At 64.4% G+C, this 17,261-nt stretch carries 19 protein-coding genes; 4 read left to right on the top strand and 15 right to left on the bottom strand.

The features are described 5' to 3' along the window. Positions 1-19: 19 nt before the first annotated feature. On the top strand, positions 20-733 hold the full coding sequence (locus AC07X6_RS03360) for a substrate-binding periplasmic protein (protein ID WP_230540648.1): 714 nt from the start codon (positions 20-22) through the stop codon (positions 731-733). 14 nt (positions 734-747) lie between these two features. Here the strand turns inward: AC07X6_RS03360 and AC07X6_RS03355 are convergent, their stop codons facing one another. The 7 genes from AC07X6_RS03355 to fur form a co-directional block, all read right to left on the bottom strand. Continuing rightward, positions 748-1,488, bottom strand: a complete 741-nt coding sequence (locus AC07X6_RS03355) for a GGDEF domain-containing protein (protein WP_230540649.1) — start codon at positions 1,486-1,488, stop codon at positions 748-750. A gap of 3 nt (positions 1,489-1,491) precedes the next feature. Further along, entirely contained in the window at positions 1,492-1,890 is a 399-nt protein-coding gene (locus AC07X6_RS03350; RefSeq protein WP_230540650.1) for a DUF1987 domain-containing protein, read from the bottom strand. A 22-nt stretch (positions 1,891-1,912) separates the two neighbouring features. Continuing rightward, positions 1,913-2,470: a SiaB family protein kinase gene (locus AC07X6_RS03345; RefSeq protein ID WP_230540651.1), complete on the bottom strand. Its 558-nt coding sequence runs from the start codon at positions 2,468-2,470 to the stop codon at positions 1,913-1,915. 64 nt (positions 2,471-2,534) lie between these two features. After that, positions 2,535-3,689: a SpoIIE family protein phosphatase gene (locus AC07X6_RS03340; RefSeq protein ID WP_494790236.1), complete on the bottom strand. Its 1,155-nt coding sequence runs from the start codon at positions 3,687-3,689 to the stop codon at positions 2,535-2,537. A 240-nt stretch (positions 3,690-3,929) separates the two neighbouring features. After that, the gene (locus tag AC07X6_RS03335) at positions 3,930-4,520 is read right to left on the bottom strand and encodes an NAD(P)H-dependent oxidoreductase (protein ID WP_494790106.1); all 591 of its coding nucleotides are present in this window, start codon (positions 4,518-4,520) and stop codon (positions 3,930-3,932) included. A gap of 59 nt (positions 4,521-4,579) precedes the next feature. Next, complete coding sequence (locus AC07X6_RS03330; protein WP_230540653.1) at positions 4,580-4,945, bottom strand: MerR family transcriptional regulator; 366 nt, start codon at positions 4,943-4,945, stop codon at positions 4,580-4,582. Positions 4,946-5,014: 69 nt separating this feature from the next. After that, entirely contained in the window at positions 5,015-5,452 is a 438-nt protein-coding gene (fur, locus tag AC07X6_RS03325; RefSeq protein WP_076566678.1) for a ferric iron uptake transcriptional regulator, read from the bottom strand. A 251-nt stretch (positions 5,453-5,703) separates the two neighbouring features. Here fur and AC07X6_RS03320 point away from each other — a divergent pair, with 251 nt between their 5' ends. Continuing rightward, entirely contained in the window at positions 5,704-6,600 is an 897-nt protein-coding gene (locus AC07X6_RS03320; RefSeq protein ID WP_230540654.1) for a LysR family transcriptional regulator, read from the top strand. Positions 6,601-6,749: 149 nt separating this feature from the next. Next, the gene (locus AC07X6_RS03315; protein WP_077406595.1) at positions 6,750-7,367 is read left to right on the top strand and encodes an OmpW/AlkL family protein; all 618 of its coding nucleotides are present in this window, start codon (positions 6,750-6,752) and stop codon (positions 7,365-7,367) included. Between the two features lie 82 nt (positions 7,368-7,449). On the opposite strand, the gene AC07X6_RS03310 is transcribed toward AC07X6_RS03315, so the two are convergent. The 8 genes from AC07X6_RS03310 to AC07X6_RS03275 all read right to left on the bottom strand — a co-directional run bounded on the left by AC07X6_RS03310 (position 7,450) and on the right by AC07X6_RS03275 (position 16,328). Further along, positions 7,450-8,277 carry a MetQ/NlpA family ABC transporter substrate-binding protein gene (locus AC07X6_RS03310; protein WP_474291989.1) on the bottom strand — a complete coding sequence of 276 codons (828 nt, stop codon included), beginning with the start codon at positions 8,275-8,277 and terminating at the stop codon, positions 7,450-7,452. Between the two features lie 25 nt (positions 8,278-8,302). After that, positions 8,303-8,977 (bottom strand): methionine ABC transporter permease, encoded by a 675-nt coding sequence (locus AC07X6_RS03305; RefSeq protein ID WP_046683994.1) that lies wholly within the window; start codon positions 8,975-8,977, stop codon positions 8,303-8,305. Continuing rightward, positions 8,970-9,779, bottom strand: coding sequence for a methionine ABC transporter ATP-binding protein (locus tag AC07X6_RS03300; protein WP_494790105.1), 810 nt, complete (start codon positions 9,777-9,779; stop codon positions 8,970-8,972). Before AC07X6_RS03300 ends, AC07X6_RS03305 begins: the two co-directional genes overlap by 8 nt. Before the next feature lie 185 nt (positions 9,780-9,964). Further along, positions 9,965-11,098, bottom strand: coding sequence for a TonB family protein (locus AC07X6_RS03295; protein WP_494790104.1), 1,134 nt, complete (start codon positions 11,096-11,098; stop codon positions 9,965-9,967). Between the two features lie 11 nt (positions 11,099-11,109). Then, entirely contained in the window at positions 11,110-11,730 is a 621-nt protein-coding gene (locus AC07X6_RS03290) for a biliverdin-producing heme oxygenase (protein ID WP_494790103.1), read from the bottom strand. Positions 11,731-11,765: 35 nt separating this feature from the next. Continuing rightward, on the bottom strand, positions 11,766-14,687 hold the full coding sequence (locus AC07X6_RS03285) for a TonB-dependent receptor (RefSeq protein WP_494790102.1): 2,922 nt from the start codon (positions 14,685-14,687) through the stop codon (positions 11,766-11,768). 100 nt (positions 14,688-14,787) lie between these two features. Continuing rightward, complete coding sequence (locus tag AC07X6_RS03280) at positions 14,788-15,783, bottom strand: FecR family protein (protein WP_494790101.1); 996 nt, start codon at positions 15,781-15,783, stop codon at positions 14,788-14,790. An 8-nt stretch (positions 15,784-15,791) separates the two neighbouring features. Further along, a complete protein-coding gene (locus tag AC07X6_RS03275; protein ID WP_230540661.1) occupies positions 15,792-16,328 on the bottom strand; it encodes an RNA polymerase sigma factor in 537 nt (178 codons plus the stop codon). 333 nt (positions 16,329-16,661) lie between these two features. On the opposite strand from AC07X6_RS03275, the gene AC07X6_RS03270 reads away from it, so the two are divergent. Continuing rightward, positions 16,662-17,228 carry a YceI family protein gene (locus tag AC07X6_RS03270; RefSeq protein ID WP_314633827.1) on the top strand — a complete coding sequence of 189 codons (567 nt, stop codon included), beginning with the start codon at positions 16,662-16,664 and terminating at the stop codon, positions 17,226-17,228. The last annotated feature ends 33 nt before the right edge of the window (positions 17,229-17,261 follow it).

Here is a 17,261-nt window from a genome sequence, read left to right as displayed (position 1 = left end):
GTGGTAGAAGAAGGCAAGCATGAAACAAGCAAGCATGGCATGGCTGCTGGCAGTGGCGCTGCTGATGCCGGTGCTGGCCGTGGCGGCCGGCCTGCGCATCGTCGGCGAGCATTTGCCGCCATCGAGCATGATGGAAGGCAATGTCGTCGTGGGACGTGAAACGCTGAAGGTGCGCGAGATCATGGCGCGCGCCGGCATCGGCTATACGATGGAACTGCTGCCGTGGAAACGCGCGTATGCGCAGGCGTTGCGCGAGCCTGACACCTGCATCTTTTCCACCACGCGCACGCAAGAGCGCGAAGCGCAGTTTCGCTGGATCGGCCCCTTGAATGAAGCGGAATGGATACTGTATGGCCTGGCCGAGCGGCATCTGGCGCTGCGCACCCTGGCCGATGCGCGCGGCCTGGTGATCGGCACGGTGCTGGGTGACGCGCGCGACGACTACCTGCGCCAGCACGGCATGAACGTGGCGCCCGTGACGCAGGAGTGGCTCAATCCGCAAAAGCTGCTGCTGGGGCGCATCGACCTGTGGGCCGTCGGCCTGGCGGTGGGCAGCAAGCCTTTCGTCGGCAAGGAGTGGGAGGGCAAGGTGGTGCCGCTGCTGACTTTTAACCGCGTGCAGACTTACCTGGCCTGCAACCTCAAGGTGCCCGAGGCGCAGGTGGCGGCCATGCAGCGCGCGGCAGCCGCCATGCGCCGCGATGGCAGCATGGCGCGCGAGCATATTCGCTGATTCATTGCGCTGATTCAGCTCTCCAGCCACTGGCGCACGCAGTTGCGTCCTTCGCGCTTGGCCTGGTACAGGGCCTGGTCGGCATGGCTGTAGGCCGTCTCGAAGGCCGTGCCGGCGCGGTTCCAGCTCAGGCCCACGCTGACGGTGATGGCGCGCGTGATGGGCGCCGCGTGGCGCTGGCGGCCGACCGTCTCGCAGATGCGCTGCGCCACTTGCGCCGCGTCGTCGCGCGAGGAGGTGGGCCAGACCACGGAAAACTCTTCGCCGCCGACCCGGCCGATGGCCGTTTCCTGTCCCAACAACCCTTTTAAACAGTCGACCACGGCCTGGATCACGCCGTCGCCGGCCGGGTGGCCGAAGTCGTCGTTGACTTGCTTGAACAGGTCGATGTCGAGCACGATCAGGGCCATGTCGCCCTGCGCCAGACAGCGCGAGGCGTGGTCGATCACGGCGCCGCGGTTCAGGGCGCCCGTCAGCGGATCGTGCGTGGCGCGGTATTCGAGCTGGCCGGCCAGCGTCTGCAACTGCCGGTTCAGCAGATGCATGTCGCGCTCGGCGCGGTCGCTGCGGCCGATCAGCCGGCGCGTTTCGCGCATCAGCCGCTCGTAGTGAACGATCAGCTCACCGAGCACGCGGCGCTGCGCCTCGCCGCTGGCGTGAAGGTCGGCGTGCATGCGGCGCGCGGCAGCCAGCGCGGCCGCTTCCACGGTGAACAGGTCGGGTTCCAGTCCGGACTCGGAGAGGGCGGCGTGCATGTCCTAGCTGCCCTGCACGGGATGGTCGTGGAAGTCGAGCGCCGTAAAGTCCTGCTGCAGCTCCTGGCCGAATTCCAGGATGGTGTCGTCATCCTCGTCGTGATACCAGTTCAGGCGCACCTGGTTGCCGTCCGCGGCCGCCTGGTTCAGGGTGTCGAACAGGGTAAACAGCATCTTCGTGCTGGAGCTGTTGAAGTAGGCCAGCGAGACGTTGACGGTGATGGCCGCTTCGTTGCAGCCAGCCAGGTAGGCGCGCACCGCGGCGATCAGCGGGCCATAGAAGGCAGCCGCGTTTTCCGGGTACGACTCGCCCTTGATCGACAGGGTGTGCTGCTCGAAACGGAAGTCGATTTCGGGCGAACTCGGGGTCGCGGCGATGAACAGTGGTGACGGTAATTGCATATGCTTTCCTGAGTCGGCTCTTTCAAATGATGGCTTTGATGCAGAAGATGGTGTGGCCAGGCTCCTGTGGATCCTGGACGAATTCGAATTCCAGCGGTTCGCTGGCGTCGCGTGCCATGGTAAGGAACCCCAGGCCCGCGCCCTTGCTGTCGGACGGTGCTTCCTCGCGCAGGGCCTTCTTGTAGGCGAGGCGGATTTCGTCCATCGTCATGGTGTGCAGCGGTTCCAGGCGGGCGCGGATCTGCGCCACGTTGTCCGTCGAGACGGGGTTGGCGCACAGCAGAAAAAAGCTGTCGCCGCGCGTGCCGATGCAGAACGAGCCGCGCCGCATCTGCTGGTCCAGCTGCGCATCGGGCGTCAGGCTGTCGGCCGAATAATGCATGATGTTTTGCGACATCTCAATGAACGAGGAAAAAATGCGCCGCCGCGTGGGCCCGGCCGCGCCGGCCGTATCGAGGCGCGCCTTGATGGTCTCGGAAATGGCGCTGACCACGTGCTGCGAGAAATAGCCCACGTAAAAAAAGATGATGTTGCGCTTGCGCGCCACGTCCCAAAACTCGTTGAATTCTTCGTACAGCACGTGCGTGCTCCTGGCTAGCCGGTGACCCGGTTTCTTGTTGATAAGGTGGCTCGATGGCGCCCGACTACAGGCGAAAACAGAAAAAGGTCAGGTCGTCGCGGCGCGGCTGCTTTCCCTGCCATGCCGCGCTGTCCCGCAGCAGCGCGGCCGCCACGTCGCCGGCGGGAGCGTCGCGCCGCGCCAGCAGCTGCTCGCGCATGCGCCGCTTGCCGTAGGCGATGTCGCGCGCGCCGCCGATCTGGTCGAGCAAGCCGTCGGTGGTGAGGAACAGCAGGCTGCCGGCGGGAATGTCGGGCGTCTCGTTGTGCCAGCAGTAGCCGGCCGGCGTGTCGACGTAGCCCACGCCCATGCGCGCGCCATCGATGGCGCGCACGGCCTCTTCGCCGGGCGCCACCACGTACAGCGCCAGTTTCGCCCCCGCGAAACGCAGGCTGGCGCTGGCCGTGTCGTAGGCGAGGAAGGCGCAATCCATGCCGTCGTTCGAGCCGGCATGGCCGGCGTGGCCGCTGCTGGCGCCATCCTGCCCCAGCAAGGTCTTGATGGCGCGGCTGACGGCGCCGATCAGGGCGGCCGGATCGCGCGGCCCCCGCTCGCGCAGGGCCTGGCTCAGGGCCGACGAGGCGATCAGGGTCATGAAGGCGCCCGGCACGCCGTGCCCCGTGCAGTCGGCGATGGCGGCGAACCAGCCCCCTTCATGGCGCTCGAAAAAGTAGAAATCGCCGCCGACGACGTCGCGCGGCTGCCATTCCAGGTGCGCGTCGGGCAGGGTGGCGCGCAGTTCCGCATCGGAGGTGCGCAGCAGCGCGCGCTGGATGACGCTGGCGTAATCGATGCTGTGCATGATTTGCCGGTTCTTTTCCGCCTGCATGGTGGCGACCACGTTCATCAGCTGCAAGCCGAAGCCCACGCCGGCCAGCGCGCCGTCCTCGGTGATGATGAAGCCGTCGGCCAGCGCCTTCTCGCCCGCTTCCACGGCGCGGAAGGTGAGGTCTTCGATGCTCATGGCGCCGTCGACGATCAGCGGTTCCTTGTCCATGAAGGCGATGCAGCTCTTCTTGCCGTACACCTCGTGATAGAAGGGCTTGGACATCTGCGACATGAAGATATTGCGGCTGATCAAGCCGATGGGCTTTTGCTGTTCCGTGACGGGCAAGCTCATCATGTCGCGCCGCTCCGTAAACAGTTCCAGCACGGCGAAATTGCTGGCGTCGGCCTGCACGGATTCCGTGGGAATGCACAGGTCAGACGCCACGGACGTGCGATAACGGGGAAGATGCAATCGAGAAGCGTTGAACTCCACAGCGGCTACCTTTACATGACGATCGGACCCTTGTTGTCGCGAGAGCAAGGCGACTGACAAACAGGCAATACCATCATGGTAGCCGCTGAATATGACGGCTTGATTACCGGCTTGTCAAAACCGTATGCAAGATGGCTGCATGGCAATCCATTGCCGGACCTACAGGCGCCGCGCCAGCGCCTGCGCGTGTTCCAGCCAGCGCGTGCGCTGCGCTTCGGTGGAATCGATCATGGGGCCGAAACTGGCCACCTTGACGGGCTTGACGCCGCAAAATTCCAGGGTCGTCTTGCGCAGCTGGTGGATGCCGGGCATGTGGTAGACCCAGCGGAAATACCAGGGCGGCGTATCCATCGCCACCAGCAGCTGCGCCGTGCGGCCCTTCAGCAGTTGCGCCGGGAAAGCCTTGCCGGGGCGATATTTGAAGGCAAAGCCGGGCAGGAAGATGCGGTCGACGAAACCTTTCAGCAGGGCCGGCGCGCCGCCCCACCAGATCGGGTAGGCGAACACCAGGTGTTCTGCCCAGCTGATGGCTTCCTGCGCGGCCAGCAAGTCCGGCTCCAGCGGCTGCACCTGGCGGTAGCCTTCATGCAGGTTCTGGTCGAAGTCCAGCTGGCCCAGGCGCAGCTCGCGCACGCTGTGGCCCGCGCTGCGGGCGGTGGCGGCGTAGGCCTCGGCCAGGGCGGCGCAAAAGCTGTCGCTGGACGGATGGCCGAGGAGAATTAAAATGCGCTTCGGTGTAATTTTGCTCATGCTGCAGGCTTTCCGTTAAAGAAGAGCTTGCATGCTAAAGCCTGCCCTTAGTGGCAGAGTCAAGCGGCCGCTTGAAGGTGCTGGCGCGCCAGGCAGTCGCGGATTTCCGCGTCGATGTCGGCCAATTGCGCATCGAGCTGGCGCAGGCGGGCGATATCCTGCCGCACTTGCGCGCGCTTGGCGCTGATGTGCTGCGACAGGGCGGCCCAGTCGGTCTCGTCGCCGGCCAGCAGGGGCAGCAGTTCGGCCAGGCGGAAGCCCAGCGCCTGCGCCTGGCGTATCAGTTTGACTTGCGCCAGGTCCTGCTGCGTGTAGACGCGGTAGGCGCCGGAGCGGCGCACGTCGCCCAGCAAGCCCAGCGCCTCATAGTGGCGCAGGGCCTTGGGCGAGGTGCCCGCCAGGCGGGCGATTTCTCCGATATACATGGGTGATCCTTTCTCAAGCGTGAGCGAATCTTACCGCAAGGCAGCAGCGCCCAGGCGGCCCAGGCACCTTCAGGCCCGGCGCGGCGGGATTTTCTTCGCCGTGCACTCGGCGCAGGTGCCGTACAGCGACAGCGCGTGCTCGTGCAGCACGAAACCCCGCTCGGCGGCGATCTCGTTCTGGCGCAGTTCGATGCCTTCATCGACGAATTCATCGACCTTGCCGCAGCCCGTGCAGACCAGGTGGTCGTGGTGCTGGCCTTCGTTCAGCTCGAAGACGGCGTGGCCCGATTCGAAGTGCCGGCGAAACAGAATGCCCGCTTCGGCAAACTGCATCAGCACACGGTAGATGGTGGCCAGGCCCACATCGATCTTTTCAGCCAGCAAGAGTTTATACACGTCGTCCGCACTCAGGTGCTTGATGCCGCCTTCTTGAAACAGCTGCAGAATCCGCAAGCGGGGGATGGTCACTTTCAAGCCCGATTCACGCAGTTCCCTCAATATATCCATGTCTCCCATTCCTTTTATTATCGCCTGAGCGAGCGCTTAAGCGTGAACCTGCATTATATCGCAAATGATAATCATTACCATTCTCATGTGCGTGCAGAAGATAGTATGCTGCGCGGGCCGGCGGCAATCCAGTGACATCGGCGCAAGTGGCGATTGCGTGGCGGACAACTTCTGCCCGCGTTGTCGTTAACGATGGAAAAATGGCGCCCGCATCGCTACACTGTGCAACAGACAATAACAATGGAGGAGCCATGGATCGATTCGATGCGATGCGCATCTTTACGCGCATCGTCGAGCTGCGCAGTTTCACGCAGGCGGCGCATGACCTTGGCTACCCGAAGGCGACCGTCACGCATGCGATCAAGCAGCTCGAAGCGCGGCTGCGCGTGCGCCTGCTGCAGCGAACCACGCGGCAAGTGACGCCCACGCCCGATGGCGAGGCGTATTACCAGCGCTGCGCGCGCCTGCTGGCCGACCTGGAAGAAACGGAAGCCGTGTTCAGTTCGGCGGCGCAGCAGCCGGCCGGCAAGCTGCGCATCGACCTGCACGCGACCCTGGCCATGCATTTCGTCATGCCCGTGCTGGACCGGTTCTGCGCCCGCTATCCCTTGATCGAACTGGAAATCGGCATGGGCGACCGCCTCGTCGACCTGGTGCGCGAAGGCGTCGATTGCGTGCTGCGCGTGGGAGAGCCCGGCGACTCGTCCATGGTGGCGCGCCGCGTCGCGCTGCTGGAGCAAATGACGTGCGCCAGCCCCGCCTACCTGGCCGCGCACGGCACGCCCGAGAATCTGGCGCAGCTGGCGGGCCACCGCGCCGTGAATTTCTTTTCCGCCCGGACGGGCAAGGTCTGGCCCTTCGATTTCAAGGTGGACGGCCAGCGCCACAGCGTGGCCTTGCCGGGCACCGTGTCCGTCAATAACGCGGACGCGTATCATGCCTGCTGCCGCGCGGGCCTGGGCCTGATCCAGGCGCCCCGCTACCACCTGGAGCGGGCGCTGGCGGCCGGCGAACTGGTGGAAGTACTGGCGCACCTGCGGCCCGACCCCTTGCCCGTCTCCGTGCTGTATCCCCATCACCGGCAATTGTCGCCGCGCGTGCGCGTGTTTGCCGACTGGGTCGCCGGCCTGTTTGCCGAGGCGGCTTGATTTTGCAATGCCGCATTTTCTTGACCTGGGCAAAGAAAAAAATCCCTCTTTTGATGCCATCTAGCACTATTTGATGTGGATCAAAGTTTTTGTTGCACTGCACTCTTAGACTTCGCAGCGTTACTTAACGACAAAAAGAGGGAACTAGAATGAAGAAGTCCGCAACTGCAGCAGCAATCGTTTTGGCCGCCATCGGCGCATTCGCCGGCAATGCAATGGCGCAGGAAAGCCCATGGCTGGTGCGTGCGCGTGCCGTGCATATCGATCCGGCCAATAAATCCACGCCGGTCTTGGGCGCTGGCGCATCGGACACGATACACGTCAGCAGCAAGACGATTCCTGAAATCGATATTTCGTATTTCTTTACCCCCAATATCGCTGCCGAGCTGATTCTGACGTATCCGCAAAAGCATGACGTCACCCTGGGGGGCAAAGATATCGGCACGTTCAAGCATCTGCCGCCGACCCTGTCGCTGCAATACCACTTCATGCCGGAAAAACAGTTCAGCCCATATGTGGGTGCAGGCGTGAACTACACGAATATTTCGAGCGTGAAACTGCTGGACGGCGCCGGCCGCCTGGAACACGACAGCTGGGGCTTCTCGCTGCAAGCCGGTGTCGATTACAAACTGGATAAAAACTGGTCCTTGAACTTCGACATCAAGAAAGTACAGATCCGCAGCGACGTCTTCGTCGGTGCGGCCAAGGCCAGCGAAGTCAAGATCGACCCTGTCCTGATCGGCGTAGGCGTCGGCTACCGCTTCTAAGCATGGCATGACAGCGTCCGCACGGCGCGGACAATAAAAAAGGACGGCCTTGGCCGTCCTTTTTACGTTTGGTGCACGCCGTTTATTTTTTCAGCGTCTTTTCCAGCGCCAGCTGGTAGTCCGTCTTTTCGTAGCCGGCCAGGTATTTGTTCGTCGCGTCGAGGAAGGCGCGCGAGCGGTAGGCCGCTTCCAGGTCCTTCACCCATGGCTTGGCCTTGTCGGCCGTGCGGATGGCGACCAGGTTGATGTAGCTGTCCGAGATCTTTTCCACGCTAAGGGCCGACGTCAGCTTCATGCCGGCGGCCAGCGCGAAGTTACCGTTCACAAAGGCGTAGTCGGCGTCCGCCAGCGAACGTGGCAGCTGCGCCGCTTCCAGCGGCACCAGTTTCAGTTTTTTTGGATTTTCCAGCACGTCGCGCTCGGACGCGCGCAGCGGATCGACGTTCGGTTTCAGCTTGATCCAGCCCATCTTGGCCAGCATCACCAGCGCGCGCGCCTGGTTGGTCGGGTCGTTCGGCATGGTGATGGTGGCACCGTTCTTGACTTCCGCCAGGGTTTTCTGCTTGCCGCCGTACAGGCCGATCGGCATGGTCGGCACGGTGATCAATGCGCTCAATGGCAGCTTGTTATCGGTGGCGAACTTGGTCAGGTAGACGATGTGCTGGAACACGTTGGCGTCCAGCGAACCTTCGGCCAGCGCGTAGTTCGGCTGCACGTAGTCGTTGAATTCGACGATCTTGACCTTGTAGCCCTGTTTTTCCAGGATGGGCTTGATGCCCAGCTTCAGCTGGTCCGAATACGGGCCGGAGCTGGTGCCGATGACGATTTCCTTCGGGTCCTTGGCGTGGGCGGCGGTGGCGAGGGTCAGGCTGGCGGCGGCCAGCAGCAGGGTGCGGCGAATGTGGTTCATGTAGGTCCTTGTTTCTGAATATGAATTAACGTTTGTCGAGGCGCTTGGCGATGCGCGTGCCGGCGAACTGGATGGTTTGCACCAGCACGATCAGGATGGCGACGGTGGCGACCATGATGTCCGTCTCGAAGCGGTAGTAGCCGTAGCGGATGGCCAGGTCGCCGATACCGCCGCCGCCCACCACGCCGGCCACGGCCGAATACGACAGGAAGCTGATCGACAGCACGGTCAGGGCCAGCACCAGGCCGGAGCGCGCTTCCACCAGCAGCACGCGGAAGATGATCTGCATTTCCGAGGCGCCCATGGCGTGCGCCGCCTCGATCACGCCGCGCGGCACTTCGCGCAGGTTCTGTTCCACCAGGCGCGCCAGGTAGGGAATGGCGGCGAACGACAGCGGCACGCTGGCGGCCAGCGGGCCGATCGAGGTGCCGGCGATGATGCGCGTAAACGGCGTCAGGGCGACCAGCAGGATGATGAAGGGGAAGCTGCGCACGGTATTCACCAGCCAGCCGAGGATCGTCGACAGCGGACGGTTTTCCAGCGACTGGCCTTCCGAGACGAGGAACAGCAAAATGCCCAGCGGGCCGCCGATCAGGATGGCGGCCGTCAAGCCGATGCCCAGCATGGTCATGGTCTGGCCCAGCGCCACCCAGATTTCCGGCAGCAGGTTGATGACGTTATTGATCGATTCTTCAAACATGTGTTGCATCCTTCCATGCGGTGGCTTCAAACGCCTCGGTGCCGTAGTAAGCCAGCTCGCGTCCCAGCGCCGTCTTGCGCGGGGTGGCTGTGTCGCTCAGGTCAAATTGTTCGGCGATGGCGCCGTTTTCCACGACGGCGACCCGGTTGCAGATGGCACCGAGCACCGACAGCTCATGGCTGACGATGACGATGGTCACGCCGAGGCGCGCATTGATGTCGCGCAAGGTGTCGAGCAGGGCGCGCGTCGTTTCCGCGTCCAGCGCGGACGTCGGCTCGTCGCACAGCAGCACGTCCGGGTGGCTGGCCAGGGCGCGGGCGATCGCCACGCGCTGCTTCTGCCCGCCGGACAGTTGCGCCGGATAGCTGTGCAGCTTGTCGGACAGGCCGACGAGCGCCAGGCATTCCTCCACGCGGGCGGCGATCTGCTCGCGCTTGGTCGTGCCATGGATTTTCAGGGGGAAGGCGACGTTGTCGAAGACGCTGGCGTTTTGCAGCAGATTGAATTGCTGGAAAATCATGCCGATGTTCTGGCGCGCGTCGCGCAGTTCGCTCTTGCCCAGGCGCGTCAGTTCGCGTCCGGCCACGGTAATGGTGCCGCTGTCGGGGCGCTCGAGCAGGTTAATCAGGCGCAGCAAGGTCGATTTGCCGGCGCCGCTCTTGCCGATCAGGCCGAAAATATCACCGGGATAGACTTCCAGCGTGACCGATTTGACCGCGTGGAATTGTTCGCCCTTGGGCAGCGCGAAGGTCTTGTTCGCGCCATCGATGCGAATCACCGGCGTACGGTGTGGTGTGGTCATGCAGTGTTTCCTTTTTTATTGGACCGTGACAGGCTTGTTTGCAGGGGCCAAATCGCCCAGCCTGCTACGTCGGTTGCGTAGTATACCTCCGATCGTGTTATTACTCCTACGACAGAATCTTGCTTTGAATATGCAAATAATGTCTATATGGGTGTTTGGCGAGAGTAAACGCGGTTTTTTCGTGTTCAGCCGATGGAAAATTCGACGGGAATCGATAATTCCAGCGGGTCCGGCCGTTCCTTGGGAATGCGCGGCAGTGGCGCCGCCCGTTGCAAAGTGTCGAGCGCGGCCTGATCCAGCGCCGGGGAACCGGAACTGCGCTCGATGGCGGCTGCCAGCACCTGGCCATCGCGGTCGATGCGGCAGCGCAGATACACCACGCCCTGTTCCTGCTTCGCGCGCGACGCCGTCGGATAGCGGCGGAAGCGCTCCATGCGCGCCAAAACCTTGCCTTCCCAGCTCGATACGCCGCTGCGCAGCTCCTGTGGCGCGGGCGGCAGGGCAGGCGAGGGCGGCGCCGCCGCGACGGACGCCGTGGCCGCCGGTGCCGGTGTCACGGGGGCAGGACGCACGTCGGCGACGGCCGCGATGGCCTCGGCTTGCGGCGGCATGGGCGCGGCATCCGGCTGCGGCAGCACGAATTGTTTGATTGCCGGCGCTGCCTTTTTGGCAATGGCGCGCGATGGCGCGGCGGCCGCGCTGACCTGTTCAGCAAGATTCTGCTCCAAAGGGCGGGGCGGGGCGGCGGCAGGCAGGAACAGCAGCATGGCCGGCTGGGTGGAGTCGGGCGCGATGGCCAGCACGGGCGCCGCTGGCGCGCGGTGGTACACGGCCCATCCCAGCAGGGCGCCATGCATGGCGAAGACCGTGGCGATGGTCAGCGGCTTGTGCCAGTCCGGCGGCGGCGTCTTTTCTGGCGCCGGCGCCCGCCCCTCCGGGCGGCGCAGCAGATAGAGGATGACGGCGATTTCCAGCGTTGCCACGAGGACGATGACCCACCACGGCGGATGGCCGAGGCACATGGCGACAAAGCCGATGGCCATGCCCAGGCAAGCGAGGATCTTGCCGCGCCGCGACACGGCGCGGTGTTCGCGCCACTGGCGCAGCGGCGCGCCAAAGCGCGGATGGTGCAGCAGCCAGTGTTCCAGGCGCGGCGAGGCACGGCTGAAGCAGGCCAGCGCCAGGATCAGGAAGATCGTCGTCGGCATGACGGGCAGCAGGGCGCCGATCACGCCCAGTGCCACCATCAGCATGCCGGCCGCCGTCCAGGCCCAGCGGCGCAGCCGTGCCGTGTGCGCTTCCGCGCTTGCCCGGGTCACTGGTTCCTCCATCAGGCGCAAGCCTCCACGTGGCCGTGCATGCGCAAAAAGGCGGCGCGCGCGCCGTCGATCACGCGCGCTTCGCCGGCGTCATCGAGGGCGGCCGTATCGAGCACCGACGTAAACTCGCGCCAGTGGCGCGCGCGCCCGTCCGGGTGGCCGGCCAGGTGGCGCGCGCCGTGGTGTTCATCGAGGCCGATCTTGCCGGCCAGTTTATACAGGATGGCCGCGCCCAGCTTCGAGCCTTCGCTCACGTACAGCCAGCCCAGCGCCGTGGCCAGGTCCAGCTGCGCGTCGAACGGCGGCGTGGCCGCATCGGCCGGCAGGGCGGTGCCCAGGTCGCGCAGGTCGGCCGCGATGCTGGCGTAGCGGCGGCGCTGTTCCAGGTCCGGCAGCAGGGCGGCCAGCTGCGCGTTGTCGTACAGCGCGTCGACGTCGCGCAGGAACGCGTACTGCGCCTGCAGGAAGCGCGCGTAATTGTCGCGGCTGGAAAACGGCACGCTGGCCATGATGCGCTGGTCCAGCAATTCGTGGGTGGCCATGGTGTCGGCTTTCAGGCGCTGGCTGCGGGTCGGGGCCGCGTTAATCGGAACGGCGTTCAAGGTGCTGGTGGTGTCGCTTGCTGCATGCATGGAATATCTGCTCTCTATTATAAGGATGAATCAAATCAGAAACGAAGGCCCAGCGTGACGCGCGCCGTGCGGCCCGGTCCCGGCATCAGGCTCAGGGTCAGCGGATCGAGGTAGTAGCGGTCCGTCAGGTTGTCCACTGCCACGTCGACGGTGGCGTTGGGCGTGATCTTGTAGCTGGCGAACAGGTCGGCCAGGGTGTACGCCTGCGTCAGCACCTGCGGCGAGGTGCCTGTCCACGACTGCCACACGGCCTTGTCGTCCTGGCGCGCCAGCGGATGGCCGACGTGCGTCAGGCGCGTGCCGACGGTGAGTTTTTCCTGCAGCCAGCGCGTGCCCAGGGTCAGGTTGGCGCTCAGCTTGGGCTGGATATGGTTGCTCACGTAGGAGCTGCTAAAGCCGATGGGCGAGCAGTCGGGCGTGTTCCAGATATCCGATGGCCACTTGCTGGCCTTGCGCAAATAGGCCGCCGTGGCCGCGTCGCAGATCAGGGTCTTGCGGTTCCAGGTGCCGGAAAAGTCGGCAAACACGCTCCCCCGGTCATAGGACGACTGCAGTTCGATGCCCGAGACGCTGTATTTGTCCGTATTCGCCATCGAGAAATTCTGCGCGTAGGCCGGCAAGTCGGGAATCGGACGGCGCGTGATGTAGCCGTGGGTGACGTTGTCGAAGTACGCCACGCGCAGGCGCAGCTTGTCGGCGGCGCTCCATACGCCATCCTTGACCAGACTCACGCCGATCTCGCGGTTGTGGCTGCGCTCGGCGTTCAAGGGCGACGAATACGTGGCCGAGAAGCCCATTGTCGACTCATACAGGCTGGGCATGCGCAGACCGCGCGCGTCGCGCAGGAACAGGCTGACGCTGTCGGACAGGCGCGCCGTCAGCGCAAACGTGGGCGCAAAACCGTGGTCCTTGCGGCGGATCGGCTTGCTGTAGCTGAACAGGCCGGGGATGGCGTCGCGGAAGACATAATCATTGCCGCTCCAGTCGGCGACCTGCGAGACGTCCAGCGGCGCCGGCTCGGCGCCGTAGTTTTCCACCATGCCGCCCACCAGCGCGGGATTGGTGGCGGGCGTGAACCGGCCCTGCGCATCCTGGTACCACTTCGCTGCGCCGAGCTGATCGCCGTCCTTGTCCCACATGGTGACCCATTGCCAGCCTTGCGGCTGGTATTGCTGTTCCGCGCGGCGGTTGCGGTCGCGCGTATCGAAGCGCTGGAAGCGCCCGCCGGCCTCGACACTCAGCCAGTCGCGTGCCTGCCACTGCAGCGAGGCGAATGCGCTTTGCTCGTGGCGTTTGCCGTTGCGCAGGGTGTGATTGGCGTTCAGGTCGTCGTCGAGGATGCGCACGCTGTCGGCCGGGCCGATATCTTCATTTTGCAAGGACAGGCCGTAATCGAGCTTGAGTGGGCCCATGCCTGTGGCGAAGCGCGAGGTATTCGTCAGGTCGGCGCCGACCCTGCGCGCCTGGTTCTTCGCCAGGTACAGTACCTCCACGCATTCCTTGCATTCGTGGTCGCCCGGATTGGTCTTGCCTTCCAGCGGATTGCTGAAGATGTCGCCGTTGCGCGACTTGCTCTGCATGTCCGTCAGCCACAGGTTGGCCTTCAGGTCGATCAGGTTCTGGCCTTCCGGCTTCCACTCGTAGCGCGCCGTCAGCGCGTTGGTGCGCACCTGGCTGGGGTCCCACTGGGGGATGCTGCCGGTGCTGTTGCGGTAGATTTGCGAGGGCATGATTTCGCCATAGCTGCTGTCGAAATAGCGGTAGCCCAGCTCCAGTTTCTGCTCGTGCGGCAGGCGCAGGTTGGCCTTCAGCAGGGCCGAGGTGGTGCGGTTGGCCGTGTTCAGCACTTCGTCGCCTTTCTTGAAGAACTGCGTCACGCCATTGTCGTCGCCCCATTCGTTGAGCATCTGATAGCGTTCGAAGCCGCGCGTGCCGGCAAAATAATTGCCGATGCTGCGCTGGCTGATGGCGGCCACCAGGTCGTAGTCGTCCTGGCGCGTGGCCACGGCGATGCTGCCAAAACCGCTGCGCGGGTCGCCCAGCTTGTTGCGCCGCGTGCGCGGCGTGCTGCCGAAATCGGCGGGCGCCGGGACGCTGTTGTCCTGGATCCCGCCGCGCAGGCGCACGCCCGTGCGCTGGCCCGGTCGCAGGATGTCTTCCGGTCGCAGGGTCTGCATGCTGACCATGCCGCCGATGGCGCCCGCGCCTTGCGCCGACAGGTTCGGGCCCTTGTCGATGCGGATGGCGCTGATCAGGTCAGGGTCGATGTAGCTGCGGTCGGCGATGCCGGCGTAACCGCGGTAGACGGTGGACGATTGCAGGCTGCCGTCGATCAGCACGGGCACGCGGCCCTGGCCCTGCATGCCGCGCACGTTGACGTCGACGGCGCCGCTGTTGCGGCTGTCGCCCACCTGCACGCCGGCCACGCCCTTGAAGATGTCGGCCGGCGACGTGCCGCGGAAGCGTTCGATCTGCTCGCGCCCGATGTAGGCGGACGATGCGGACGTGACGTAGGGCAGGTCGGCCGGGTCCGTGTCGTCCGCCTCGAACGTGCCGCTGCCGCCCTGGCCAGTCACGCGCAGGGTGCCGATCTGCACCGCGCCGGCAGAGACAGGCGCAGGCGCGCTGATGATGATGGTCGTGCCGCCTTGCAGCTGCGCCTGCAGGCCGCTGCCGGCCAGCAGCTGGCGCAGCGCCTCGGGCAGCGAATGCCGGCCTTGCAGCGGCGCGCTTTGCCGTCCCTGCGTCAGGCGCGCGTCGGCCAGCAGCACCATGCCGGCCTGGCGCGCCAGTTCGTTCAGCGCGCGGTTCAGGGGCTGTGCGGGGATGTGCCATTCCACCTGCGCCGCCGGCGCGGCGGCGGCATGCACGGCGGGCGTGGCGAAGGCCAGGCCGATGGCCAGGAAGAGGGGGGACAGGCGGGCGTGCAAGGGATGGCGCGGTGGAGTCATATGCATGTTTTTCCTATGGTGATGTGGTGATCCTTCATAGTTAAAACGAATGAGTATCATTTACCCTGACGTGCGGATGCATTTTATTTCGCGACATGGGGACGCATCAGCGGGCGACGATATGCAGCTTGCTGTCCTGGCGCAGCAGGCGCACGGGCAAGGCCAGCGGCAGGGCGGCGGCAAATTGCGCCGGCAGCTTGGCGTCGAAGCTGCCGTTCAGGCGCAGGCCGGCCAGGGCCGGGTCGTCTAGCACGAGGCCTGAATCGCCATAGCGCTCGAATTCGGCCAGCGCCTCGGCCAGGGTGGCGTCCTCGAAATCGAGGCGCCCGGCACGCCAGTTGCCCACCGCTTGCGCGCTGACCCTGGCCAGCGCATTCACGCCGTGCGGCGTGACGGTGACCGTGTCGCCCGCCCGCAGCACTTCGGCATGCGCGCCGGCTTCGCTTTCCACGCGCACCGTGCCTTGCGCCACGCTGACCTGTGTCGTGGCGCCCACGTGGCGCACTGAAAAATGCGTGCCCAGTACCGTCGCCGTGGCCGCTCCCGCGATGACCTGGAACGGACGCGCAGGGTCGGCGTGGACATGGAACATGGCCTGGCCGCGCAGCAGGCGCACGCTGCGCCGGTCGCGGTACAGGGCCACGTCGACGGCGCTGCCGCTATCGAGTTCGATGCGGCTGCCGTCGGGCAGGACTTGCGTGGCGAACTGGCCGCGCGCCGTGCTGTAATCGTGCTGGAAGCCGGGGCGCTGCAGATGGCCGGCCAGCGGCCAGGCCAGCAGGCCGCACAGCAGCAGGCAGCCGCCGGCCAGCGCGCCGCGCGGCGGGAAGGAGGCCGCCTGGCGCAGCCGCTGCAGCAGCGATGACGGCGTGCCCGCCGCCGGGGCGGGCTGGCTGAAGGCCGCCACGCGCTGCGCCGGCAGACTGGCCAGCAGCGCATCGGTGCGGGCCAGCGCCTCCCAGGCCTGCTGGTGGCGCGTGTCCGCTGCCAGCCATTGCCGCCATGCCGCCAGTTCGTGCGCGGCCAGGCCCGCGTCGTGGCGCAGCAGCCATTGCGCCGCCAGGAAGTCGATGTCGTCGGCCGTCGTGTCTTGTGATGTCATGTGCTGTTTCATAGCGTATCCCGCTCGGGCAAGCCTTTTTTACAGGCGAGCATGCCGTTGATGATGTGTTTTTCCACCATGTTGACGGAGATACCCATCTGGGCGGCGATCTCGATCTGGCTCAGGCCATCGAACTTGTACAGCGCGAAAGCCTGGCGGCAGCGCGGCGGCAAGGCCTCGATGATGGCCAGCAGGCGTTCCATGGTTTGCCGGTCGTGCAGCCGTTGCTCGGGTTCATCGGCACGCGGCGCGCGCAGTTGCAGGTGCGGCTCGTCGAGCGCGTCATGGGGCCGTCTCTGGCGCAAGCGCTGTTCATCGATGGCGATGTTTTTCGCCGTGACGTACAGCAGGGCGCGCTGGCCGCTGTCGGGAGGCGTATCGCCATGCAGGGCGCGGGCGCCTCCTTGCAGGGTAGGCGCGTCGCCGAGCGGCTTGCGCGCCAGGAGGCGGGCGTAGGCTTCCTGCACCACGTCCTGTGCCTTGTCGCGGCATCCGGTGGAGCGCGAAATCAGGCGCAGCAATTCCTGGTAATAGCGTTCAAGCACCGCGCATGTCCCCGTGATCAAAGCGCGCCATGATAGCAAGCTCATCAAATAATAACAAGAATCATTCTCATCTGATGCCTTTTTGAGGTGCCGGATAACGCTGGATATTTTTGGCAATGCAGACAATAATCGGCAGCAGAAGGCGCTGTCGCGGACATGATTACCCTGTATTATCGATTTTATCGATACTAACTAGGTATATTTTCCGTTTTACATCGATCTTCATGCCATGCATAATCTGTTGCAACTGAAGCCAGACAATCAGCCGCAGCCGTCATTCGCCTGCAGCTGCTTGCGGTTTTGACATCCTCCACTTTCTGCCAGGAACCTACAATGAAAAAACTGCTCGCTTTTATCGCCGCCGCCGGCTTCTCGCTGTCCGCCGTTGCCGCTCCCGAAGTCTATGTCATCGATGGCAGCCACACTTTCCCCCGTTTCGAGTACACCCACATGGGCTTCTCGACGCAGCAAAGCCGTTTCAATAACACCACCGGCAAGATCACCCTGGACCGCGCCGCCAAGACGGGCGCCGTCGAAGTGCTGATCGACACCAAATCCGTCGATACGGGTTCGACCCTGTTCAACTCGCACATCCAGGGTGAAGACTTCCTCGACACGGCCAAGTACCCGGTCGCCACCTACAAGTCGACCAAGTTCAATTTCGACGGCGACAAGCTGGCTTCCGTGGAAGGTAACCTGACCCTGAAAGGCGTGACCAAGCCAGTGACCCTGACCGTCACCTCGTTCACCTGCGCACCGCACCCGATGCTGAAAAAAGACGCCTGCGGCGCCAACGCTACGGCCAAGATCAAGCGCTCGGAATTCAACGCCGGCAAATATGCGCCAGCCGTCAGCGATGATGTCACTTTGACGTTTGCCATCGAAGCCATCAAACAGTAATCGTTGGCTGCATGACGTAAAAATGGCGGCGGA

The organism is Janthinobacterium sp. GW460-12-1-14-LB5, from assembly GCF_059423585.1.
Note: the sequence above shows the minus strand (reverse complement) of the source record. Positions and strands in the feature narration are given on the sequence as shown.

What these genes read in the sequence shown, in the direction of transcription:
- AC07X6_RS03360 (WP_230540648.1), top strand. Translation starts at nt 20, where the DNA reads ATGAAACAAGCAAGCATGGCATGGCTGCTGGCAGTGGCGCTGCTGATG.
- AC07X6_RS03355 (WP_230540649.1), bottom strand. Translation starts at nt 1,488, where the DNA reads ATGCACGCCGCCCTCTCCGAGTCCGGACTGGAACCCGACCTGTTCACC.
- AC07X6_RS03350 (WP_230540650.1), bottom strand. Translation starts at nt 1,890, where the DNA reads ATGCAATTACCGTCACCACTGTTCATCGCCGCGACCCCGAGTTCGCCC.
- AC07X6_RS03335 (WP_494790106.1), bottom strand. Translation starts at nt 4,520, where the DNA reads ATGAGCAAAATTACACCGAAGCGCATTTTAATTCTCCTCGGCCATCCG.
- AC07X6_RS03330 (WP_230540653.1), bottom strand. Translation starts at nt 4,945, where the DNA reads ATGTATATCGGAGAAATCGCCCGCCTGGCGGGCACCTCGCCCAAGGCC.
- fur (WP_076566678.1), bottom strand. Translation starts at nt 5,452, where the DNA reads ATGGATATATTGAGGGAACTGCGTGAATCGGGCTTGAAAGTGACCATC.
- AC07X6_RS03320 (WP_230540654.1), top strand. Translation starts at nt 5,704, where the DNA reads ATGGATCGATTCGATGCGATGCGCATCTTTACGCGCATCGTCGAGCTG.
- AC07X6_RS03315 (WP_077406595.1), top strand. Translation starts at nt 6,750, where the DNA reads ATGAAGAAGTCCGCAACTGCAGCAGCAATCGTTTTGGCCGCCATCGGC.
- AC07X6_RS03310 (WP_474291989.1), bottom strand. Translation starts at nt 8,277, where the DNA reads ATGAACCACATTCGCCGCACCCTGCTGCTGGCCGCCGCCAGCCTGACC.
- AC07X6_RS03305 (WP_046683994.1), bottom strand. Translation starts at nt 8,977, where the DNA reads ATGTTTGAAGAATCGATCAATAACGTCATCAACCTGCTGCCGGAAATC.
- AC07X6_RS03300 (WP_494790105.1), bottom strand. Translation starts at nt 9,779, where the DNA reads ATGACCACACCACACCGTACGCCGGTGATTCGCATCGATGGCGCGAAC.
- AC07X6_RS03290 (WP_494790103.1), bottom strand. Translation starts at nt 11,730, where the DNA reads ATGCATGCAGCAAGCGACACCACCAGCACCTTGAACGCCGTTCCGATT.
- AC07X6_RS03285 (WP_494790102.1), bottom strand. Translation starts at nt 14,687, where the DNA reads ATGCATATGACTCCACCGCGCCATCCCTTGCACGCCCGCCTGTCCCCC.
- AC07X6_RS03280 (WP_494790101.1), bottom strand. Translation starts at nt 15,783, where the DNA reads ATGACATCACAAGACACGACGGCCGACGACATCGACTTCCTGGCGGCG.
- AC07X6_RS03270 (WP_314633827.1), top strand. Translation starts at nt 16,662, where the DNA reads ATGAAAAAACTGCTCGCTTTTATCGCCGCCGCCGGCTTCTCGCTGTCC.